We start from the raw sequence: 21,627 nt of genomic DNA on the forward strand, positions 1-21,627 counted from the left end.
GACTTATGTATGACATAATAAACATAAGAGACTTTATCTTGAATCCCAAAAAAAATCCGTAACTTTTTCTTAAAACAACTTTTCCTTAGTTGTAGTAACTTTGTAAATTGACTATTAACAAACTTAAGTTAGACATATAAGGCATAAGCATGGAGTCTCCGTTTAATAAGATAGGTGCTATCGATACCAGTTCGCTGGTTGACAAAGTAGAAATGAACTTACTTGAGCTGCTGGTGCAGCAGAACCTCAAGGTAGGGGATGCCATACCGAAGGAAATGGAGCTTGCGGCCACCCTGGGCGTTAGCCGCACCGTGATAAGAGAAGCTTTGCTGCGCCTGCGGATGATAGGCCTGATTGAGTCTAAGAAACACCGGGGCGCTGTGATTACAAACCCGGACCTGCTGTCGATGCTGGAGAAGCGCCTGATACCTCAGGTGCTCGATAACGCAACGCTTCGGGAGGTGTTTGAGCTGCGCCTGGTACTGGAAATCGGCATGGCAGACTTTATAATGGAGCGCGTTACGAAGGAAGATATTGAGGAGCTGAAAGAAATTGTGGCAAACGAGCCAGACCTTTCCGACTCTACGATTTTTCAGGTGCAGCACGAGATATCCTTCCATGGCAAGCTCTACGAGATATCCGGTAATACCACCTTAAAGAAGTTTCAGAGCATGCTGCTGCCTGTGTTTGATTATGTGCAGCGCAGCGGGCTGCTGAATATGGATGTACCTGTCCGCAAGTTCGTGTCCCATAAGGGGCTGGTGGATATTATAGAACATGGTTCGGCTGAGATGCTGCGCAATGGCATGCGCAACCACCTGGACAACCATTTTGCTAGACTTCTTGGCAAGTAGCCTGCAAGTATGTTTTTATACTTCCAGCCTGACACGGGCCAGTGGCTAGGTTTAAGCTCTCCTATACTTTGTACTGGCTGGCTAGCGGGCTAAAGCGGTTGAGTGAGAGTATAAATCTGCTTTACAGCCAGGCGCTGCGCTCAAGGGTGAGGTATGAAAGGAGGCTTAATTGGTGTGAGGAGCGAATGGTTGAGGTACCGGGCTACCCTAAGTCATATCACCTGGTAAGTTAACTATTAAAAGTATAGACTGAAGTATAAGCTAAATTGGGCCGGGGCTGTGAGTTAGCTCCGGCCCAGTTTTTATATTAAGCCCGTCTTCAAAGTATAATAAAGTATAATTTGTAGCCGCCATTGCTACTACTTGCATGGCGGAAGCGCCAACTTGCTGAGAGCACGGACAATTAAGCGCCTTTCTCTCACCTCTCGGGCCTTACTGTAGCGCCTTCTGCACCGCCTGGAGCACCAGTGGCTCCATCACGGCATAGCCCTTGAGGTTGGGGTGCACGCCGTCGCCGGAGTACTCCTTTTTCAGTCCCTGCTCCTTGTCTGCCATGGCTGGGAAGTAGTCCAGGTAGATGAAGCCTTGCTCAGCCGCGTACTGCTTCATCCACGCGTTCACCTGGGCGATCATGCCCACCGCGTCGGCCTCCTTCTTCCACGGGTACTCCTTCACAGGCAAAATCGAGCTCAGCACCACCTTTACCCCGTTGGCCTTCGCCAACTGAGCCATGGCCGCCAGGTTGTCGGTTATCATCTTCACTGTGGAGGGGCCGGTGTTGCCTGCAATGTCGTTGGTGCCGGCCAGGATAACGACCACCTCCGGCTTCAGGTCAAGCACGTCGGGGGTGAAGCGGATGAGCATCTGGGGCGTGGTCTGCCCCCCTATACCCCTGCCCACGAAGCCGTTCTTTTCGAAGAACTCCGGCCGCTGCTGCCACCAGCCCTCGGTGATGGAATTGCCCATGAACACGGCCCTGGGGCGTGTGGCAGAGGCCAGGACCTCCTGGTTGGCGGCCTCGTACTTCTTCAGGTTGGGCCAGTCCTGGGCAAAGGCGGTTGCTGTCATCATAAAGAGCGCCAAAGGCAGTAGGATTCGCTTCATGGTTTTATGTTATGTTCCTAAGTATGTGGAGCTACAACAGGGCGGTAGCAGAAAACATCGCGCCCGGATGCACCACGTAAAACATCATTTTACGCTTATAAATCTATATATTTTAATTAGATTAACAAGACCTGCTTCCATCCTCTGAAAAACTTTTTACCAGAGGATACTTACGGATTCGGCGTTTAGGAACAGGAAGCTGGCGTTCAATACGTGTGCTTAATTTGAAGACGTAGGCTTGGTCCCCAATACAACTTTGTCCAAGCAAACTACAGCTTTGTCCATTGCACTTCCGCTGCTTATCGCAGACGTTCGTACTCACCTACTATTCCGGAACAGGGGCAGTTTCTAGTATGCTCGAAAACACAAGAGCCTGCATAGTTATGTTTGCAGGCTCTTGTGTGCGCGAGATGTCATAAGCCTAAATCGTCTATTGAACAGCTATACTTTGTTCACCCATACTTATACTTATGTAAGGTTCCTATGCTTTAGTTACAACAGCTTATCCAATGTAATCGGCAGCTCCCTAATTCGCTTGCCGGTTGCATGGAAAACAGCGTTGGCAATGGCAGGGGCTACACTTACAATACCTATCTCTCCCAAGCCTTTCGCCCCAATAGGGTTCACGTGCTCATCTTTTTCTTCTACAAAGATGACCTCCATGTCATGTACATCGGCGTTTACGGGAACATGGTATTTGTCCAGATCATGGTTTATAAAGCGTCCCAGATTATTATCCATTACGGTTTCTTCTTCCAGCGCCGCACCGATTCCCCATACCATACCACCCAAGATCTGGCTTCGGGCTGTTTTAGGGTTTATGATGCGGCCACCGGCAATGGCACTCACCACACGCGTAACTTTTACAGTTCCCAGGTCTTCGTCTACCTTTACTTCCACAAAGGTGGCTGAATGCGCATAAGGTGAAAATTTCTCCTGTCCTTCCACCGGTTTGCTGGTTACTTTTTCCTCTATTGCCTGCCCCCCGTTCTGCTTCAGGGCATCTAAAATAGAGACCGTTTTAGACGGATCGGTATTCAGGCTAATCTTACCATCAGCAAAGGTAACCTCATCCAATCCCACATTCGCCACAGGTGAGTTTTCCAGCTGCTGCGCCAGGTCTAAAAGCTTTTCACGCACTTTGTCACAGACTGCTTTTACGGCTGAGCCGACAGAGGAAACCGTCCACGATCCTCCTTCCAAAGGGGATTTTGGCAAAGAAGAGTCTCCGAGTTGGAAGGTCACATTTTCCAGGGGAAGCCCGACTGTATCGGCAGCTATCTGTGTCATGGCGGTGTAGGTACCGGTCCCGATATCGGCAGTGGCGCTCCCCACAGTTAGTTTACCATCAGGCGTTAACGTAGCCTTGGCCTCGGCCTCCTGTTGCTTTGCTTCCCAGGCTCCGTGGGCCATTCCCCAGCCAACCAGGTTGTGCCCCTCTTTCATCGACCTTGGCTCCGGATTGCGTTTGCTCCAGCCAAATTTTTCAGCTCCCTGCCGGTAACATTCCTTCAGCTCTTTACTGGAGAAAAGCTTGTCCTTGTTCTGGTCTTTTTCAGCGTAATTCTTCAGCCTGAACTCCAGCGGGTCCATGCCCAGTTTATAGGCCATTTCATCCATGGCACACTCCATCGCATAGATACCCGTAGTACCACCCGGTGCACGCATATCCAGCGGGGTATACACATCCAACCCCACTAGTTTATGGCTCAGCTTCACGTTATCGCACTTGTACAGTACGCCAGGCCAGATCACCACATCCTCTGAGTAATCCTCGAACTTTGAGGTCTCGGCAAACACATCCTGTTGGATTGCCTGCAGCTTGCCATCCTCTGAGGCGCCTATCGCAAAACGTTGAACCGTTTTGGGCCGGTGGCCAAAGGAGAACATCTGCTGCCGCGTAAGCACCACCCTGACAGAGCGCTTGAGCTGGAGCGCCGCCAACACTGCCAGGAACAACTGGTACTGCGGGCGCAGTCCAGAACCGAACGCACCGCCCACAAAAGGAGAAATCACGCGCACGTGCGCTTCATCCAGGCCAAAGGCATTGGTTAAATACTTCTGGCTGTTCTGTACGCCCTGGATTTTGTCATACACCGTAATTCTTCCATCTCCCTCCCATACAACTGTAGAAGCATGCATCTCCATCGGGTTGTGATGCTCGCTTGGGTGCGCATATGTCTGTTCAATTTTTACGGCAGCTTCTGCCAGGGCTTCCTCCGGCTTGCCCCTAGGGTCTTGTGGCGGCGTAGATTTATACTTTTTAGGCTTATAAGCCTTTTCCATATTGGCATTAAAGTCTGATTCAAATTCATCGGGCTCATACACCACTTCTACAAGTGTGGCGGCATAGCGCGCCAGCTCAAAGGTTTCTGCCACAACCAGGGCAATGGGTTGCATACTGAACTGTATCTCGCTTTTGTAGAGCGGCCGGAACGGCGAACCAGGCGGTGAATCTTCGTCCTGATAATTCTTATCTCCCCAAACATAACCGGGTCTGTTTTCGTGGGTGAATACCTCCAACACCCCATCCAGGGCCAGGGCTTTACTGGTATCTATACTTTTTATCGTTCCCCTTGCGATGGCACTGTTCAACACAAAGCCATAGGCCAGATTCGGGGCATTGAACTCAGCAGCATACTTTGCTTCGCCGGTTACTTTTGCGCGACCATCTACACGGTTGGATGGTTTTCCTATCTGTTCTGTCTTCATGATGCTGCCTCCATACTTAAAGCCTGCTCCAGCGCACGCACCATCGCGCGCCTGGCCAGTTCAATTTTAAAATCGTTGTCTCCGTACCCCTTCGCACCCTCTAAATAGGCCTCGGCCACTTTCGTAAAATTGGCTTTGGTTGCTTCCTTCCCCTGAAGCAGCGCCTCTGCCTGGGGCAATCTCCAGGGTTTATGTGCTACGCCCCCCAACGCAATGCGTGCCTCTTTCACTGTGTTGCCCTCCATCTCGAGCCCAATGGCAACCGACACCAGCGCAAACGCATAAGAGGCCCTATCGCGCAGTTTGATATATGTATAATGGTCGGCAAAGCCCTTGGCTGGCAGATCGATGGAGGTGATGATCTCGTCTTCCTTCAGGTTTGTGTCAATGTGCGGCTTATCGCCCGGCAGCCTGTGAAACTCCAGGATTGGAATGACACGGTCGCCGTCTTTACCCGTTACATTAACTTTTGCATCCAACGCCGCCAGCGCCACCGCCATATCGGAGGGGTGTGTGGCAATGCAGTGTTCGCTGGTGCCAAGTATAGCCAGGTCACGGTTATAGCCTTTTATGGCAGAGCAGCCCGAACCGGGCTCCCGCTTGTTGCAGGGAGTGTCGGTGTCGTAGAAATAGTAGCAGCGGGTCCGTTGCAGCAGGTTACCGCCATCGGTAGCCATATTGCGCAGCTGCCCGGTGGCACCGGCAAGTATGGCGTGTGAGAGTAAGGGATAACGCGTCTCTACCAGCGCATGATAGGCCGTAGCCGCATTGGTGGCAAGTGCTCCCAGTCGCAAACCTCCCTCCTTATTCTCCTCTATTGTTTTTAATGCGATGTGGGTGATATCGACCAAGTGTTGAGGCGTCATCACATCTATCTTCATCAGATCCAGCAGATTTGTACCACCGGCTATAAACTTGGCGTTTTGCTGTCCTGTAACTTCCTGCACCGCAGTGGCTACATCCTTAACCCTGGTAAATGTAAATGGCCTCATCTGGCTTCGCTCCTTTCCAATGCTTCCTGCACCACTTTTACAATATTTACATAGGCCCCACAACGACACACGTTCCCACTCATCAGGTCACGAATGTCATCCAGCGTTTTGGCCTTGCCTTCGTTTACCAATCCTATCACCGAGCAGATCTGGCCGGGAGTGCAGTAGCCGCACTGAAAGGCATCATGATCAATAAAGGCTTGCTGTACCGGGTGCAATTCCCCGTCTTTGGCAAGCCCTTCAATAGTAGTAACTTCTTTGCCTTCCTGCATCACAGCGAGGGTCAGGCAGGAGTTGATGCGCTTTCCGTCTACAAGAACCGTACATGCCCCGCACTGGCCGTGGTCACACCCTTTTTTAGTGCCTGTCAGATGTAAGTGCTCGCGCAATGCATCGAGCAGCGAGGTCCAGGGAGCTAGCTGCAGCTTTACTTCTGCGCCGTTAATGTGCAGCATGACCGGCTGTTTATCAGGTAATGGAGTGGAGTCGTTTTCCATAGTATGATGAAGTATGTTGGTCAGGACGGTGTTTTGCTCTTAATACTTTGGAAGCCGGTTTGTGAGACAGTTCAATAACTGAAGCACCCGACATCAGCAAACCAGCAGCCACCAATGGCCTTCCCGTAGTTCAAAAGGTGTAATACTTATCGTAGGACTAACGGCACTTTCTAAACTCTTGTTCTAACAATTTGCGGCAGTTCCCCTCGTAACAAAGCCAGCATGCTCCAATCATCTGTTTGTAACCTGACAGATGTTTAAACCCGTTTTGCGTACTATAGACAGAAATTTTTTTTAACTATCTTGGCCTACCAAACACGCACACTATGTTCAAAACAATACTGATTTCTACGCTGCTTACATCCGGTTACGTTATTTCTTCTGTGGGCACAGACAAGCCTGCAGATAGCATTAAAAGAGGAAAGCAACTTTACATTGCTAATTGCCAGAGCTGCCACATGGAGAATGGCGAAGGCGTACCAGGAGCTTTCCCGCCCTTAGCCAACTCTGCTAATCTCATGAAAGACCCGACCCGTGCGATTAAAGCAGTCGTGCACGGTGTATCAGGGGAGATAACCGTGAACGGCGAAACGTACAACATGGAAATGCCCGCACTACCCCATTTATCTGATCAGGAAGTGGCGGATGTGGTTAACTATATACAGAATAACTGGGGCAACAAAGCCAAGGCTGTTACACCGGCTCAGGTAAAGGCATTACGTTCAAAGTAGGCGCACCCTTCAGTTGAAATCAACCAAGTCATAACCTATGCAGCACCCGGAGCTATTGCTTTTCTTTTTTGTGATAGCCTTTGTGTATGCATCGGTGGGGTTTGGGGGCGGCTCCAGCTACCTGGCTATACTTGCCCTGTATGCCTTGCCCTTTACGGAAGTAAGGCTGATTGCGCTCATCTGTAACATTGTGGTTGTAACGGGTGGCACGATACTTTACATCCGCAACAACCACGTGAACTGGCGAAAAGTAGCCCCCCTTGCGCTGCTGAGTATACCTGCAGCTTACCTGGGGGCATCCCTACGGATAGAGCAACATACATTTTATGTGCTGCTGGGGTGCAGCCTGGTAGTGGCGGCCCTGCTGATGTGGTTCCGCCAACGAACTGCTTCCGAAGGCGCAGCAGCCGTCGTTGTAGAAGAAAAGAGCTATTCGAAAGATGGTTTGCTGGGTGGCTCTATCGGATTCCTGTCCGGCATGCTGGGCATTGGCGGCGGTATCTTTCTCTCTCCCGTCCTGCACCTGATGAAGTGGGATGGCACAAAGAAAATAGCAGCGACGGCCAGTGTCTTTATACTTGTCAATTCGCTGGCAGGTATTGCGGGCCAGCTTTCACAGCTACCGCCCTCTATCAACCTGACGCGTATACTGCTGCTGTGCAGCGCGGTGCTGGTGGGCGGCCAGTTGGGGTCCCGCCTGTCCATCTTTACGTTCAACCCGCTGGTAATTCGCCGCATGACGGCAGCGCTCATTTTTGTGGCCGGTGTAGAAGTTCTCTACAAGCACCTGCCCTGGATTAATTAAGTATAGCATGAACATAAACGTATTGGCTTTCGGAATTGCGAAGGATATCTTTGGAGCCTCTGCCATAGAGGTGGAGCTGCCCGAAGCGGGCACCGTTACCGACCTGCGTAGCAAACTGGAGGAAAAATACCCCCGCCTGAAGCAGCTGGCATCCTACATGATAGCCGTGAACGATGCATATGCAGCGGATGGTGACGCGCTGCAACAACAGGATGAAGTGGCTATTATTCCACCCGTAAGCGGCGGTTGAGAGACGGTAACATGGTCGATATTAAACTTACAGAGGAGCCCCTGGATATACCCGCCTGCGTGGCATGGGTGATGTCGCCGGAGTGCGGTGGTATTGATGTGTTTATTGGCACGGTGCGCAATGCCACCAAAGGCAGAGCTGTTTTGCGGCTGGAGTTTGAAGCCTACAGGCAAATGGCCCTGAAGGAAATGCAGAAAATTGCAAAGCAGGCGATGGAAAAATGGCCGGTACAAAAGGTGCTCCTGCACCACCGAACCGGCACCTTGCAGGTGGGTGAGGTACCGGTAGTCATTGCGGTAGCGGCGGCACACCGGGCTGCTGCTTTTGATGCCTGCCGCTACATTATCGATACTTTAAAGCAAACCGTGCCCATCTGGAAAAAGGAGTTTTTTGAAGACGGGGAAGTATGGGTGGCAGCGCACCCGTAGTTATACTTGCTCCCGCCAGGCCTTCATTCCCCCCTCTAGTGAATAGATTTCTTTTTCGGGAAACATCTTTTTCAGGCGCTTAACAGCTTCACCGCTTCGCTTCCCAGACGCGCAGTAAATCAGTATCGGTTTGTCTGATGCGAGAAAAGCCGCCTCTTCCGTCAAGGCTTCCAGCGGCACGTGCTCTCCGCCAATATGGTAGGTATCCCGCTCAGCCTGATTCCGGACATCCACCAGCACACAGCCCTCCGTCTCCAGCTGTTGCTTTACTTCCTGGACAGACAGTGTTGGCACTTCCTCCGTTTGCGGCAAAGCGCTTATACTTGTTTTCGTGGCTTTCCCGAGCTTAATGACACGGCTCTGCATACTTAGCGCATCCACCAGCAAAAGTTTACCGGCCAATAAATCACCCGTTTTCGTGATAAATTTGATTACCTCATTGGCCTGCATGCAGCCAATCATACCAGCCAGTGTAGGAATCACGCCCCCTTCGGCACAATTCGGCACCTGCGAGTCATCGACCATCGGGTACACGTCCCGGTAATTGGGCGAGAAGCTTCCATCCGGCTGCCTTACATTCCAAACGGCCACCTGCCCATCGAACTGGTAAATCGCCCCGTAAACCAGCGGCTTTCCGGCCAACACGCAGGCATCGTTTAGCAGGTACTTCGTGTCAAAATTGTCCGTACCATCCAGCACCAAATCATACTCCTGCAGCAGCGCCAGGATGTTATCGGAGGTAACCTTGAGCACATGCGGCACCAGTTTAATACCAGGGTTCTGGCGCTGTAGCTTTTCGCAGGCTACCAACGCTTTGTGCTGCCCCACCTCCTCCGGTGTAAAAAGTACCTGCCGGTGCAGGTTTCCGACTGATACCACATCAAAATCGGCAATACCTAAGGTGCCAATGCCAGCCGCGGCCAGGTATTGCGCGGCCGGGCACCCCAGCCCCCCTGCCCCGACAACCAGCACCCGGGCTTCCTGCAGTTGCTGCTGAGAAGCCTCGCTAAAGCCCGGCAGTGCTATCTGGCAAGTATAACGTAGCAGGTTATTCTGCATGGATGCTGGTTGTTCGTTGGGCCAAGACCTCTTTTACGCGCGCCAGTTCCTCCGGGGTGTTCACGTTCATCAGCGCCTCCGGGTCAAGGGGAGTCAGTAGCTGCGTATCGCTGTTGAGCAATACCTTGCGTGGGCAAGTATAGCCCTGCCCTAGGAAAGATAGTAATTGCGGATAGCTCTTTGGCTCCCAAATCGTAATCAGCGGCTCCGGAAATCCATCATGCGGACTTTCGAACGTAGTGGCAACGGCGGAGCTGTTCCGCTTATCAACCAACTGCTGAAGGGTTGCTTTATTCAGCAAGGGCAGGTCGCAGGCCACCACGAGCCATGCCGCATCCGGCTGCTCCCGAAACGCTGAAAGGATAGCTCCGTAAGGACCCAGTCCTGTAAAGGTATCAGCCAATGGCTTATACGTTCGGTCTAGTTCACCGGCTTGCTCTGCTCGGCAGGAGATGAAAACTTCCGCACAAAACGACTTTAGCATATCTGCCATAAAATAGCGTTGGGCTTTCCCATGCCACTGCAGCGCGCCTTTGTCCTGGCCCATGCGCAGGCTCTGGCCACCTGCCAACACCAAACCGTTCAGCATGGGCCTTGCCTGCTGCAACTGCTCCTGGAAGAACGCAACAATCTTTCCGGTTTCGCTTAATCGGTAAAGTGGGACGTTTTGCCAATCAGGCACGGCGTCCTGTATAAAGTCAAAAACCTCGTCCGCATTGTCTGCCAGTAAAAACAACTGCACATGGGTTAGCTGCGAGAGGCGCTTCTGAAGTGATGCTTTCTTAGATGTATCTATGACCACCACCTGCGCTTTTGCCTGTTCATGGTTGCCATTTACCAGTACCAGGTCCATGTCTGCGAAAAGCTGCCTGAAGTGAAAAGGATTCAGCTCTTTTTTGAAGTCGAACTGATGGTAGTGAATCTGGTCGGTATACGTTGCCACAGCACCAGCAGCCAAACGACCGGGCAACACAGCTTCCTCGTCGGCATGGGCATGTTGCGCATCTACATAAGCACATTTATACTTGCCGGACAGGGCTTTTATCACCGTATCCGCAAGCGCTTTGATGGCACTGCAAGGGGTACCAAGAATGGCCCACTCATTTCTCCCAAAGTTACCGTAGGTTGGCCTGGGGATGAGGCTGTGTTTTTTATGCTCTTTTAAAGTCACGCTTCCCTCCTGTCTTCTCAATCAGTTTTGTCTCTTTGATGACGATATCATGGCTCAGCGCCTTGCACATATCATACACGGTTAACGCCGCTACCGATGCCCCCACCAGCGCTTCCATTTCAATGCCTGTCTTGGCCGTGATACTGGCTGTGCAGTCAATCACAACCTCCTGCTGCTCGTTTAGCTGTATGTTGATGTTGCAGTTGTCCATGCCGATGGGGTGGCACAGTGGGATTAAATCGCCTGTTTTCTTGGCGGCCATAATGCCGGCGATGATGGCTGTCTGGAACACAGAGCCCTTCTTGGTCTGCATGTCTCCTTCGATTAGCTTCTCCAAGACTTGCTGTGGCAGCGATACAATGCTCCGGGCTGTGGCGGTGCGGTAGGTCGCTTGCTTTCCGCCCACATCTACCATCGTGGCTTGCCCTTTATCGTTCAGGTGCGAGAAATCACTCATGTTATACTTGCTTATTTATACTTTGAGGGACGAAGTATTAGTATAGGACCGGCTTAAAAGGCCATATCCGGTATACTTCGCCTTGCTTAAAGTTACGCTTTTCTGCCGGAAGCTCCAGGAATGCGTCTGCTTCGACCAGATTGGCAAAATCGCCGGAGCCATTGCCGACGAGCGGTGTGGCAACTAATTGCCCGTTGGTATTTATACTTATACTTACCTGCAGGAAGTACTGCAAGTCCGGCTCAAACGCAAAGTCTGTGCTCAAAGCGGCGAAAGCCTGTGTTACGGGCAGGCCTATACTTGCCTTCAGCCAGGGCACAAAGTTGCGGTGAAAGCACATAAACGTAGAGACCGGGTTACCAGGCAAGGCAAACACCAGCACGCCGTTGGCATGTTTGCCAAACCAGAAGGGTTTGCCCGGCCGTTGCTGCACTTTATGGAACAGCTTACTTACCTGCAGTTCCTCCAGCACCTGAGGCACAAAATCATACTTGCCCATGGAGATGCCGCCGCTCAGCAGGAGCACATCATAGGCTTGAAGACAGCCTGCTAACTGGTGCTTTATACTTTCTTTATCATCCGGAATGTGCAATTGCGCTGCCTGTATGCCATACTGCTGCAAAGCGGCTTGTATCGTATAGCTATTCGACCGCCTGATTTGGTACGGGAGCGGTGCTTCCTGCACTTCCACCAGCTCATCACCTGTAGAAATCACCACTACTTTGGGCAGCGTCTTCACACGCAGCGCTGTGGCACCCACCGATGCTGCCACTCCTATCAGCGCAGCATCAATCAGCTTGTTGGCTGGTGCCACCACTTCCCCTACTTTCTTATCTTTCCCCTGCTGGTGGAGGTTCTGTCCCTGCTTTACAGCATCTGTTAAAACCGTTGCAACCCCGTCTTTTATCTCCAGGTCTTCATAGCGAACCACCGTATCGAGCATGGAAGGCAAGGCTGCCCCGGTCATAATTTCCACACACGCATCGGCAGCAAACACTTCTGCTGGTTTATCGCCTGCGGCCTGGGTTGCCTGGATTCGGAAAGAGCGAGTGCCGGACTCAAAGGCATCATACTTGATGGCGATGCCATCCATGGCTACCCTGTTGAAAGGTGGCAGGTCCCTATCAGCAGTCAGTTCAACGGCTAACACGCGGCCCAGTGCCTGCTCCAGTGGCACTACTTCTACCCCGTAATTCCGTGCCTGAGCCTGAATAATAGCTTCCGCTTCTACTACTTTAATCATGCGTAGTGCTTTTTACCCTCCTATCGTAGCCATGGATGCGTTCAACACCGGCAGGCCGGCAGCATGTTGCGCTGCTTCCCAGCCATCTTTTTCCTTATTGCCTATGGCATGCAGAAGCGCATTTTCGAGTCCTCCTGCATCTGTACCTGCGCGCATCAAATCCTTTACGTTCAGCACATTCTTCCCGTAAAGGCAGGTTTTCAGGTCGCCCTGCGGCGTTAGTCTGATGCGGTTGCAGGAGCCGCAAAAAGAACGGGTATAAGCAGGTATAATGCCCACACTGCCCTTGTGCCCCGGAATCTGGTAGTTGAAGGAGGTAGAGAAAGGCGGGTCCTGCAGCTTCTTTAGTTGAGGATATTTTTCCCGGATGGTATTTAAAATCTGCACATAATTCCAGGTAAGGCTGGCTTGGTGTGAACCACCGTTGAAGGGCATCTCTTCAATAAAACGAACACTAACAGGCATATCCTTTGTCAGCTGTACCAGCGGCAGGATGTCTTCGGTATTTTTCCCTTCCATCACCACGGCATTTATCTTCACCTCCATGCCATACTTCAACAGGGCATCCAAGGTCGCCATGACGTTGGCAAATTCGTCACGGCGCGTAATTGCCAGGAAGCGCTCCGGATCTAAGGTGTCGAGACTGAGGTTGACGGAAGCTACACCGATTTTCTGAAGCGCAGGTACGAAGGGTGCCGTCAGTACCCCGTTTGTGGTCAGTGTCAGTTGGCGCAGCCCCTGTAGCTGTGAGAGGCGCGTGAGAAAAGACATGAGGTCCTTGCGCACAAAAGGCTCCCCGCCGGTAATGCGAATCTTCTCCACCCCCATTCTCACCAATATGGAACTGATGTGCAGCATTTCTTCATACGACATCAGCTCAGTGCGGGAAAGCCAGTTGAGTCCCTCTTCCGGCATGCAATAGAAGCACCGTAAGTTGCACCTATCGGTTACCGCCAGCCTTAAGTAATTTATCTTCCTCCCGTGACTATCTCTCAACATGCTCTGCTATACGCGATAAACCTTAAAAGTTAAGGTAGTAATTCAATGGCGCTTTCTTTTAAAACGAAAGCACACCGCCTGCAGACTTGCGCTACAAGGTGGTGTGCTCTGTAACTAACATCAGTTAAACTGTCTTTAGCTCCGGCTGGTTGATAAAGGGTTGATTCCGTAACCGCTTGCCTGTTGCCTTGTAAATCGCATTTGCAACAGCGCCACCCGTTGGAGGAAGCGCCGGCTCACCCAGACCGGTCGGATCGATGCCGTTGTTAACGAAGTATACATCTACCTCCGGCACCTCTTTCATCCGGATCAGGCGGTAGTTGTTAAAGTTGCTTTGTTCTGCTGCGCCATCCTTGAAGGTAAGGTTGCTATATATGGCATGCCCCAGGCCATCAATCACACCACCGCGCACCTGCTGATATGCACCACTCAGGTTTACCACAATGCCACAATCCACGGCAGCATGAATCCTGTCAACTGCAGGTTTGCCTTCCTTCATCACCACATCCGCCACCTGCGCTACATAAGACCTATGGGAGAAGTATACACTAAAGCCTTGCGATACTCCCTCCTTCTTGCCCCAACCTGCCTTTTCGGCTGCCAGGTTGATGACACCTTTCATGCGGTCGATGTCATACTTGATAGCACCAACAGGTGCGTTTTTGGCTTTATCGAGCAACTCCAGCCGGAACTGCACAGGGTCTTTTTTGGCTGCCTGCGCCACTTCATCCAGGAAAGCCTGTTCAGCAAATGCCAGGAAGTTGGTGATGGGTGCACGCCATGCCCCTGTGGTGATTGGCGATTGATGTTCTATAGAATCTATTAGCAGGTTTTCGACAGCACCGGAAGGGAAGTTGTCTTCACGCGTGGGATTACCTGAGTTTATACCTGCACCACGCAGTTTGTAACCAATCATGTTCCCTTTTGCGTCCAGTGCCGCCTCGAAGCGATAGCGCACTGCCGGGCGATACGTACCACCGGTCATATCGTCTTCACGGGTCCAAACCAGCTTGATTGGTTTCTTTACAATACTGGAAAGCTCAGCTGCCTCCAGCACATAGTCTCCGTAAAGCCTTCTGCCAAAGCCACCACCCAGGCGGGTTAACTCCAGCGTGACTTTTTCCGGGGCAATGTTCAGGAGTTTCGCCACATCCGCGCGTGCACGCTCCGGGGTTTGAATCGGGCCAATCAGCTCCACCCCATCCGGGCGAACATCTGCAAAGAAGTTCATCGGCTCCATAGGGCTGTGCGACAGGAAGGGACATTGATACTCCGCTGTCACTACTTTTGCCGCTTTTTTAAAGGCAGCCTCTACATCACCATCCTTACGGCGTACGGTTGCCTCTTTGCTGCTGAGCAATTCTTTAAAAATGCGGTCGTGGTCGGACGAACTTTCGAGCGGGGCTTCCGCTTCATAGTCTATTTTTAGCGCCTTGCGGGCCTTATTTACCTGCCAGGTGGAGGTACCCACCACGGCAACATTGTTTTTGAAGGTCACCACATCCACCACGCCAGGTATTGCTTTGGCTGCGGCAGCATCCACCGATTTCAGCTTCATGCCAAAAGCCTTTGGCCGCTGAATCACAGCGTACAGCATCCCATCGCGATACACGTCCAGCCCATAAAGCGGCTTTCCGGTAATCATTTCATAGTTATCGACATTGCGTATCGCCTTGCCGATAAGCTTGAAATCTTTTGTGTCCTTTAGCTTTACGTCTGTCGGAACAGGTACTTTAGAAGCTTCTGTTGCCAGCTCACCATACGTCAGTTTGCGGCCGCTGGCCTTGTGCACCACCACACCGTTTTCTGTCGTCAGGGTATCTGCCGACACTTTCCAGCGTTTGGCGGCAGCCTCCAGCAACATTTGCCTGGCTGTTGCCCCTGCCTTACGAAGTCGCTCCCATGAGTGCGGAACGGCGCCACTGCCACCGGTTACCTGGCGCTCAAACTTGTTCGTATCCAAAGGAGCCTGCACCACCTTCACTTTGGTCCAGTCAGCATCCAACTCCTCGGCCACAATCATCGGGAAAGAAGTCTTGATGTTCTGCCCCAGCTCCGGGTTTGGTGAAAAAATGGTAATCACATCATCAGGCGAGATAGACAGGTAACTATTGAAGTCAATTTTACCGCTAGCCAGGTTGGTATCGTCTAACACTTCCATTACTGCCGAAGCCAGTGTGTTGGTCCAGCTAAAGGCAAGCACAAGACCGCCACCCGCTGTGGCAGCCAGCTTCATAAAGTTACGTCTGCTTGTCGTAGAGATATCGGTCATGGCTATTTCAGTTTAGTGGCGGCTAATGCAACAGCTTCGCGGATGCGATGATACGTACCGCAGCGGCAGATATTGCCGTTCATGGCAGTTTCAATCTCCTCCTCTGTTGGGTTCGGATTCTTACTTAAAAAAGCAGTGGCTGTCATGATTTGCCCGGCCTGGCAGTAACCGCACTGCGCCACATCCACTTCATCCCACGCTTCCTGCACCGCATGCAGTTTGCCGTTGCTCTCCAGCCCTTCGATAGTGGTTATCTTAGCATTGGCAGCAGCCGAAACAGGGTAAGCGCAGGAACGCATGGGGTTGCCGTTTACATGCACGGTGCAGGCGCCGCATTGCGCGATGCCGCAGCCATACTTTGTGCCTACCAGGCCCAGGTTGTCACGCAACACCCATAACAGTGGCGTGTCCGGTTCAACATCTGCCTCATAAGAGCGCCCATTGATTTGAAGCTTGTATAGTGCCATGCGTAAATCTTCTTAAGTTCGAATACTAAGATAGAAAAATTCTAATATCCCCCAAAAGGGCAGCCTCTTTAGAAAGTGTTATTCTTGAGATTTATTAGTGAGTCGTAATCTTCTGCGGTGTCTATATCTATATAGCCTAAGGGAAAAGGAACAGTCGCTGCATCCTGTTTATACTTCAGGACTACTTTCTTGGCACCCTCCTGCCCTTGCAATGAAAGCAAATCCGGGAAGTAACGCTTATCAAAAAGCACAGGCGTACCGATGGTATCCTTGTAGGCACTTGCCACGATACCTTTCCGGCTCTCATGTTTTGTTTGTATCATGTTATCCAGCAGCGACTCCTGTACGAAAGGCTGGTCACAAACCATGAAAATGCAGGCGGAAACATCAGGCGCGAGTGCGAGCAGTTTTGTTAAACCACACCTGATGGAAGAGGCCATACCTTCCTGCCATTCAGGGTTCTGCACCATGGTAACCGCATGGGCAATAGCCTCAGGCAGGGCAAAAGTAGCCTCAGCACGCTGTACAACTACAACAGGAGTGCAGGCAGAACCCAGCGCTGTCTTTATGGCCCGCTCAAACAGGGTCATGCCCTCAAAGTATAGTTCCTGCTTCGGTTTTCCCAGCCGGGTAGACGCTCCTGCAGCTAATAATACCAATCCTGTCATGATAGCTCTGAATCTCTCCTTAAGAACCGCATGTAAAACTACCCTTCATACTTGTTCCTCTGGCCCCGGTAGATGCACTAGTTGAATTATCAGCTAAAATCTCCTGCTCAATCACTGTAGCTTCACGAGGATGGATAACGTCCTGCCTATTCCGTAAGGAAGTGCCGTTTTTACCGGAAAGAACCGCTTTTATTTCTGAAATGATAGATAGCGCAATTTCTTCGGGTGTTTCAGCTCCTAGGTCAAGGCCTGTGGGCCCATACACAAAAGCCAGCTGCTCTTCCGGAATAACCAGGACCTCTTCCTGCAGCTCTGCCAACATCCGGTCCAGCTTCTTTTTAGGGCCTAACGAACCGATGTAGGGCAGCTGCAGTGGCAGTAACTGACGCAGCATGGCTATATCATAGTTGTAGTTGTGGGTCATCAACACAAACACCGTCTGGGCATCTGGTTGGATGTGAGACAGCACCTTCTTCGGTTTAGAAACCAGCACGCGTTGTGCCCCAGGAAAACGATTTGTTGTAGCATAATTGGCACGTCCGTCTACCACCGTCACCTGCCACCCAAGTATAGCAGCCAGCTGCGTGAGCGGTATGGCATCGTTCCCTGCTCCCACTACTACAAGCGAAACCGCTGGCTTTAGTATTTCCACAAAACCAGTCAGGGTGTTCTCAGAAGAAACATATGTTTTGGTTACCGAAACACCTGCTTCCAGTGCCCGCTCGGCGTCCGTCAATAAGGCCTCTTCTATAGCTTTGTCGGTGCAAGTACCACTAACTTTTCTGCCTTCAGAGATAAAAAGACAGGTGCCTGGCTGTTCTGCCACCCTGTTCTCCAACGAAAACAGGGTGATGAGTACAGCAGCTCGCCGGCTACTCAAAAAGGTTTTAAAGTATGCGATAGGGTTGTCAGGCGATTCCGGGTTGATGGGCTCTATCAATATTCGAATGATGCCGTTGCAGCCTAATCCTACGCCTAATTTAGCATCGTCATCATCCGTTGTATCATAGGTGATGAGCATGGACTTTTGCTCCAGCATCACCAGCCGTGCTTTACGCAACGCATCCCCTTCCAGGCACCCACCACTCACAGCGCCTGTCAGCTGTCCATCTTCCGTCACCAGCATCCGGGCACCCGGCCTTCGGTAAGACGAACCCTCCACATGCACCACCGTTGCCAGCGCTGTTTTTTTGTTCTGCTCACGGGCTTGCTCAAACGCGGCAACTATATCCTGAATCTCCTTCATATCTAGCTTAAAGCAAACTATGTAAAAGTTACCCCTAAAATACGGAATAGCTTTCGTCGCTTATAGGCTCTGCCCGTTTATATTTCCCGAAGTATACTTGTTAGGACTGAAGATGCGAAGAATGGATGAAGCCAATGCGTGGTGCAGCGTTTGCTCCTATACTCGTTGAATTTTAGCCAGCTACAAACCGATTCGGTGAGTCAATGGAGGCGTTTGAGGAACTCACCGGATAATGCGACTATAATACCTGAAAAGGTGTAAAATTTAGGGGCCCAGTAGAAACAAAAAAGCCTGCAAACTCTTCATTTGCAGGCTTTTAGCTGATTTTGGCATTCCTACCAGCAGAGAAGGCCTAGTCCCTGCCAGCACTCCACTCACAAGGAGAGCTTTACCCCCCAGAAAATGTCCCCACTCTAGTTAGAGGAGTTAGGTAACACATATCTGCTTTGGGAAGGAGTAAAAACACCCTCGATAAGACGCACCGGATGAGTTCGGTCACAGCTTCATCAACAAGTGCCCTCCTTGCTTAGTCAGCCAGTTCTACCTCTACCCTAGCTTTCCCGCGATACATCCTTAGCAGGGTGATTAGAAGCAGCAGACACGCGATACCCGTACCTAAGGCGTAGGCAATCTCATGGGGGAGGTTAAACCCTTCAGGAGCCAGCAGAATGTAGGAAGTGACGACTGCACTCATAAAGACAGCAGGCACCAAGCTTATCCAGAACTGCTTCCCCTCCTTTATCAGATATACCGTCACAACCCATAACACAATCGTAGCCAGGGTTTGGTTAGTCCAGGCAAAGTAACGCCAAATGATACCAAAGTCTAACAGGGTAAGCCCATATCCCAAAGCAAACAAAGGCAGGCTGATCAGGATCCTGTTCAGAAGCTGCTTCTGTTTTGATTTTAATAAATCTGCTATAATCAGACGCGCGCTGCGAAAGGCAGTATCACCAGAGGTTATGGGCGCTGCAACAACTCCTAGCAGGGCGAGCACGCCCCCCACCTTACCTAACAGGGAGTTTGAGATATCGCTAACGATAAAGGCGGCGTTTCCTTTCTGTTGTACCATTACCTCGTTTAGCCCCCCAACTCCTCCGTAAAAGCTCATACTGATGGCTGCCCAGATCAGAGCAACAATGCCCTCTGTCACCATTGTGCCGTAAAAAATGCTCCGTCCCTGCTTCTCGTTAGTCATGCAGCGCGCCATCATGGGCGACTGTGAGGCATGAAAGCCCGATATAGCTCCGCAAGCTATGGTAATGAAGAGCATGGGAAACAGTGGAAACTTTTCTGGTGTATGGTGCTGGTTTGTGAGAGAGGACCAGGTAATCTCGGGGATCTGAATGCCATTTGCTAGCATCATAACAGCAACCCCTCCTACCATAAACAACAAAGCGATACCAAATAAAGGGTAAACTTTGGCAATCACTTTATCGATTGGCAGCACGGTAGAGATAACGTAGTAGGCGAAGATCACCCACACCCACATGCGCAAATCCCCTACCTCCCCTAATACATCATCTAGTATCTTGGCAGGTCCCGTAATGAACACTGCACCCACCATAATCATCAGGGCGATCGTAAACACCTGCATGAAACGCTTCATGCCTGTACCTAAGTAATAGCCGGTTATCTCCGTGATACTCTCTCCTTTGTGCCTAAGCGAAAGCATCCCGGATAGATAATCGTGCACTCCCCCGGCGAATATGGTTCCGAGCACAATCCACAGAAAGGCAGCAGGTCCCCACATCGCACCAGCCACGGCGCCAAAAATGGGGCCCAGCCCTGCAATGTTCAGAAACTGGATCATAAAAATCTTCCACCATGGCAAAGGCACATAATCCACACCATCCCGCATCGTGCGTGCAGGTGTTGCCCTGTTCGGATCGGCTCCAAAGACGTGCACAACTACTTTAGAATACAATAAATAGCCCAGAACCAATGCCAACACGGAGATGAGGAATGAAACCATACTTATACTTTTTCCCGCTAAATTTTATAGTTAAATTGTTTCTGTCATGAGGTTCTCCTATGAGAAGGGCCAACCCCTCATTCCCGCTGTTCACGTACTCAATCTCCCGACTGGCTTCCACAGGTCTCCTTACCCTCACCCTGCCACTTATGTAAAATGTTTCTCAACCGGTAGAAGGAAGTCATAGGAACGAGCAATAATTTTTTTGCTTGTGATGGGGCGGAAAATAATTTAGAAAAATCACATAATAGTTTATTAAACTTAATAAAAAATCAACTTAATATCATTATATTTAAGTAATAAATTTAAAAACCTCAATAATACCTCTCTAGCTTATAACAGTCGACAGCACGCTGCTTCCGGCTAATTCCTTATCTAAACCCATAGAAGCTTCATGAACATATTGGAAAACTCTTTACTAGAGGAATTAGGGAAAGAAAATATGACTGGCGTGGCCTATAAGAACGTCAATCAAAAAAGAAGTATCGTTTCTTATTTTGCCAATGTAGGCAATGCTACTATTGCAGAACTGTGCAAAGAATTTACCTTAAGCGCACCCAAAGTTACGAGCCTCCTCAACGACCTTATCAGCGATGGCTTGGTACGTGACTATGGAAAGGTGGGCTCCACGGGTGGCAGAAAACCGAACTTGTATGGCCTTGCCCCTGATGCTGGCTTCTTTCTGGGGATTGATGTGAAGAACAATTCCGTAAACATCGGTTTAACTGATCTTCAGAAGAACCTTGTAAAAATAGAGGAACATGTGCCTTACCTGCTCAATAACAGCGAGGAATCCCTCGCTGAGCTATGCAATATCATCAAAGGCTTTATAGCCGGACTCTCTATTCCCAAGTCCAAAATCTGGAGTATGGGGATTAACTTATCAGGCAGGATCAACTATGCAACGGGCCATAGCTACAGCTTCTTTCATTTCCAGGAAGAACCTCTGAGTAGAATTCTGGAGGAGGAAATCGGTATAAAAGTATACCTGGAGAACGACTCCAGGGCTATGGCTTTTGGAGAGTACAGCAACGGCTCAGTAGATAATTATAAGCATGTATTGTTTCTGAACCTGGACCATGGGCTTGGCTCAGGCATCATCATGAACGGACAGCTTTATTACGGCAAATCAGGCTATTCGGGTGAATTTGGCCATATGCCTGTTTTTGACAACGAAATACTTTGTCACTGTGGCAAGAAGGGGTGTCTGGAGACGGAGGCGTCGGGTTGGGCTTTGGTCAGGATGTTCAAGGAAAAAGTAGCAGAGGGATCTTCTACGTTAGTTATGCGCAACAAACATAACCTAGACGATGTGAGCTTGGAAAGCATTATTGATGCCGCTAACAACGATGATGTGCTGGCGATCGAGCTTATCGCCCAGATTGGAGAGAAGATAGGTAAAACCTTAGCAGGGCTTATCAATATATTTAACCCTGAGCTGGTTGTCTTGGGCGGGAGCATGGCCGCTACCGGGGAATATATCAGACTGCCTATCAAAAGTGCTGTAAACCGCTATTCTCTGAGCCTGGTAAATAACGATACTACTTTTCAAATTTCAAGCTTAGGGAACAGGTCAGGTGTTATAGGTGCCTGCCTGCTAGCCCGCAACCGGCAGCTTGATCTGGGATGAGCCGTTTAAATGCTCTGGCGCTTTTTACTAAAAATGCCTGTACCCCGACGACAAGGGATACAGGCAT

General features: G+C 50.6%; 20 protein-coding genes. 6 read left to right on the top strand and 14 right to left on the bottom strand.

The window, feature by feature from the left end; translation table 11 throughout:
- Window positions 1-212: 212 nt before the first annotated feature.
- Window positions 213-854, top strand: coding sequence for a FadR/GntR family transcriptional regulator (locus BM040_RS07300; RefSeq protein WP_245756128.1), 642 nt, complete (start codon window positions 213-215; stop codon window positions 852-854).
- 432 nt (window positions 855-1,286) lie between these two features.
- On the opposite strand, the gene BM040_RS07305 is transcribed toward BM040_RS07300, so the two are convergent.
- The 4 genes from BM040_RS07305 to BM040_RS07320 all read right to left on the bottom strand — a co-directional run bounded on the left by BM040_RS07305 (window position 1,287) and on the right by BM040_RS07320 (window position 6,159).
- Complete coding sequence (locus BM040_RS07305) at window positions 1,287-1,958, bottom strand: SGNH/GDSL hydrolase family protein (RefSeq protein WP_175491013.1); 672 nt, start codon at window positions 1,956-1,958, stop codon at window positions 1,287-1,289.
- 492 nt (window positions 1,959-2,450) lie between these two features.
- Window positions 2,451-4,670 carry a xanthine dehydrogenase family protein molybdopterin-binding subunit gene (locus tag BM040_RS07310; RefSeq protein WP_092099854.1) on the bottom strand — a complete coding sequence of 740 codons (2,220 nt, stop codon included), beginning with the start codon at window positions 4,668-4,670 and terminating at the stop codon, window positions 2,451-2,453.
- On the bottom strand, window positions 4,667-5,662 hold the full coding sequence (locus tag BM040_RS07315) for an FAD binding domain-containing protein (RefSeq protein ID WP_092099855.1): 996 nt from the start codon (window positions 5,660-5,662) through the stop codon (window positions 4,667-4,669). The genes BM040_RS07310 and BM040_RS07315 overlap by 4 nt, the downstream gene beginning before the upstream one ends.
- The gene (locus BM040_RS07320; protein WP_092099856.1) at window positions 5,659-6,159 is read right to left on the bottom strand and encodes a (2Fe-2S)-binding protein; all 501 of its coding nucleotides are present in this window, start codon (window positions 6,157-6,159) and stop codon (window positions 5,659-5,661) included. The genes BM040_RS07315 and BM040_RS07320 overlap by 4 nt, the downstream gene beginning before the upstream one ends.
- Window positions 6,160-6,485: 326 nt before the next feature.
- Here BM040_RS07320 and BM040_RS07325 point away from each other — a divergent pair, with 326 nt between their 5' ends.
- Genes BM040_RS07325 through BM040_RS07340 form a run of 4 tightly spaced genes read left to right on the top strand, consistent with a single transcriptional unit; the run spans window position 6,486 to window position 8,373 of the window.
- Window positions 6,486-6,890 carry a c-type cytochrome gene (locus BM040_RS07325; protein ID WP_092099857.1) on the top strand — a complete coding sequence of 135 codons (405 nt, stop codon included), beginning with the start codon at window positions 6,486-6,488 and terminating at the stop codon, window positions 6,888-6,890.
- Between the two features lie 37 nt (window positions 6,891-6,927).
- A complete protein-coding gene (locus tag BM040_RS07330) occupies window positions 6,928-7,695 on the top strand; it encodes a sulfite exporter TauE/SafE family protein (protein WP_092099858.1) in 768 nt (255 codons plus the stop codon).
- 7 nt (window positions 7,696-7,702) lie between these two features.
- On the top strand, window positions 7,703-7,945 hold the full coding sequence (locus BM040_RS07335; protein WP_092099859.1) for a MoaD/ThiS family protein: 243 nt from the start codon (window positions 7,703-7,705) through the stop codon (window positions 7,943-7,945).
- A gap of 11 nt (window positions 7,946-7,956) precedes the next feature.
- On the top strand, window positions 7,957-8,373 hold the full coding sequence (locus tag BM040_RS07340) for a molybdenum cofactor biosynthesis protein MoaE (protein WP_092099860.1): 417 nt from the start codon (window positions 7,957-7,959) through the stop codon (window positions 8,371-8,373).
- On the opposite strand, the gene moeB is transcribed toward BM040_RS07340, so the two are convergent.
- The 10 genes from moeB to BM040_RS07390 form a co-directional block, all read right to left on the bottom strand.
- Window positions 8,374-9,432 (bottom strand): HesA/MoeB/ThiF family protein, encoded by a 1,059-nt coding sequence (moeB, locus tag BM040_RS07345; RefSeq protein ID WP_092099861.1) that lies wholly within the window; start codon window positions 9,430-9,432, stop codon window positions 8,374-8,376.
- Window positions 9,422-10,624 carry an NTP transferase domain-containing protein gene (locus tag BM040_RS21700; protein ID WP_245756129.1) on the bottom strand — a complete coding sequence of 401 codons (1,203 nt, stop codon included), beginning with the start codon at window positions 10,622-10,624 and terminating at the stop codon, window positions 9,422-9,424. Before BM040_RS21700 ends, moeB begins: the two co-directional genes overlap by 11 nt.
- Complete coding sequence (gene moaC, locus BM040_RS07355) at window positions 10,584-11,060, bottom strand: cyclic pyranopterin monophosphate synthase MoaC (protein ID WP_092099862.1); 477 nt, start codon at window positions 11,058-11,060, stop codon at window positions 10,584-10,586. The genes BM040_RS21700 and moaC overlap by 41 nt, the downstream gene beginning before the upstream one ends.
- Before the next feature lie 37 nt (window positions 11,061-11,097).
- Window positions 11,098-12,303, bottom strand: coding sequence for a molybdopterin molybdotransferase MoeA (locus BM040_RS07360; RefSeq protein ID WP_092099863.1), 1,206 nt, complete (start codon window positions 12,301-12,303; stop codon window positions 11,098-11,100).
- Window positions 12,304-12,315: 12 nt separating this feature from the next.
- A complete protein-coding gene (moaA, locus tag BM040_RS07365; protein WP_092099864.1) occupies window positions 12,316-13,302 on the bottom strand; it encodes a GTP 3',8-cyclase MoaA in 987 nt (328 codons plus the stop codon).
- A 124-nt stretch (window positions 13,303-13,426) separates the two neighbouring features.
- Entirely contained in the window at window positions 13,427-15,574 is a 2,148-nt protein-coding gene (locus tag BM040_RS07370; RefSeq protein WP_092099865.1) for a xanthine dehydrogenase family protein molybdopterin-binding subunit, read from the bottom strand.
- A gap of 2 nt (window positions 15,575-15,576) precedes the next feature.
- A complete protein-coding gene (locus tag BM040_RS07375) occupies window positions 15,577-16,041 on the bottom strand; it encodes a (2Fe-2S)-binding protein (RefSeq protein ID WP_092099866.1) in 465 nt (154 codons plus the stop codon).
- A 68-nt stretch (window positions 16,042-16,109) separates the two neighbouring features.
- A complete protein-coding gene (locus tag BM040_RS07380; RefSeq protein WP_092099867.1) occupies window positions 16,110-16,709 on the bottom strand; it encodes a nucleotidyltransferase family protein in 600 nt (199 codons plus the stop codon).
- Window positions 16,710-16,728: 19 nt separating this feature from the next.
- Complete coding sequence (locus BM040_RS07385) at window positions 16,729-17,955, bottom strand: XdhC family protein (RefSeq protein ID WP_092099868.1); 1,227 nt, start codon at window positions 17,953-17,955, stop codon at window positions 16,729-16,731.
- Between the two features lie 526 nt (window positions 17,956-18,481).
- The gene (locus BM040_RS07390) at window positions 18,482-19,930 is read right to left on the bottom strand and encodes a carbon starvation CstA family protein (protein ID WP_092099869.1); all 1,449 of its coding nucleotides are present in this window, start codon (window positions 19,928-19,930) and stop codon (window positions 18,482-18,484) included.
- 403 nt (window positions 19,931-20,333) lie between these two features.
- On the opposite strand from BM040_RS07390, the gene BM040_RS07395 reads away from it, so the two are divergent.
- A complete protein-coding gene (locus BM040_RS07395) occupies window positions 20,334-21,560 on the top strand; it encodes an ROK family protein (protein ID WP_245756130.1) in 1,227 nt (408 codons plus the stop codon).
- Window positions 21,561-21,627: the final 67 nt, after the last annotated feature.

The organism is Pontibacter chinhatensis, assembly GCF_900113285.1.
Taxonomy (GTDB): Bacteria; Bacteroidota; Bacteroidia; order Cytophagales; family Hymenobacteraceae; genus Pontibacter; species Pontibacter chinhatensis.

Coding starts and splice junctions, on each gene's coding strand:
- BM040_RS07300 (WP_245756128.1), top strand. CDS start 213: ATGAACTTACTTGAGCTGCTGGTGCAGCAGAACCTCAAGGTAGGGGAT.
- BM040_RS07305 (WP_175491013.1), bottom strand. CDS start 1,958: ATGAAGCGAATCCTACTGCCTTTGGCGCTCTTTATGATGACAGCAACC.
- BM040_RS07310 (WP_092099854.1), bottom strand. CDS start 4,670: ATGAAGACAGAACAGATAGGAAAACCATCCAACCGTGTAGATGGTCGC.
- BM040_RS07315 (WP_092099855.1), bottom strand. CDS start 5,662: ATGAGGCCATTTACATTTACCAGGGTTAAGGATGTAGCCACTGCGGTG.
- BM040_RS07320 (WP_092099856.1), bottom strand. CDS start 6,159: ATGGAAAACGACTCCACTCCATTACCTGATAAACAGCCGGTCATGCTG.
- BM040_RS07325 (WP_092099857.1), top strand. CDS start 6,486: ATGTTCAAAACAATACTGATTTCTACGCTGCTTACATCCGGTTACGTT.
- BM040_RS07330 (WP_092099858.1), top strand. CDS start 6,928: ATGCAGCACCCGGAGCTATTGCTTTTCTTTTTTGTGATAGCCTTTGTG.
- BM040_RS07335 (WP_092099859.1), top strand. CDS start 7,703: ATGAACATAAACGTATTGGCTTTCGGAATTGCGAAGGATATCTTTGGA.
- BM040_RS07340 (WP_092099860.1), top strand. CDS start 7,957: ATGGTCGATATTAAACTTACAGAGGAGCCCCTGGATATACCCGCCTGC.
- moeB (WP_092099861.1), bottom strand. CDS start 9,432: ATGCAGAATAACCTGCTACGTTATACTTGCCAGATAGCACTGCCGGGC.
- moaC (WP_092099862.1), bottom strand. CDS start 11,060: ATGAGTGATTTCTCGCACCTGAACGATAAAGGGCAAGCCACGATGGTA.
- BM040_RS07360 (WP_092099863.1), bottom strand. CDS start 12,303: ATGATTAAAGTAGTAGAAGCGGAAGCTATTATTCAGGCTCAGGCACGG.
- moaA (WP_092099864.1), bottom strand. CDS start 13,302: ATGTTGAGAGATAGTCACGGGAGGAAGATAAATTACTTAAGGCTGGCG.
- BM040_RS07370 (WP_092099865.1), bottom strand. CDS start 15,574: ATGACCGATATCTCTACGACAAGCAGACGTAACTTTATGAAGCTGGCT.
- BM040_RS07375 (WP_092099866.1), bottom strand. CDS start 16,041: ATGGCACTATACAAGCTTCAAATCAATGGGCGCTCTTATGAGGCAGAT.
- BM040_RS07380 (WP_092099867.1), bottom strand. CDS start 16,709: ATGACAGGATTGGTATTATTAGCTGCAGGAGCGTCTACCCGGCTGGGA.
- BM040_RS07385 (WP_092099868.1), bottom strand. CDS start 17,955: ATGAAGGAGATTCAGGATATAGTTGCCGCGTTTGAGCAAGCCCGTGAG.
- BM040_RS07390 (WP_092099869.1), bottom strand. CDS start 19,930: ATGGTTTCATTCCTCATCTCCGTGTTGGCATTGGTTCTGGGCTATTTA.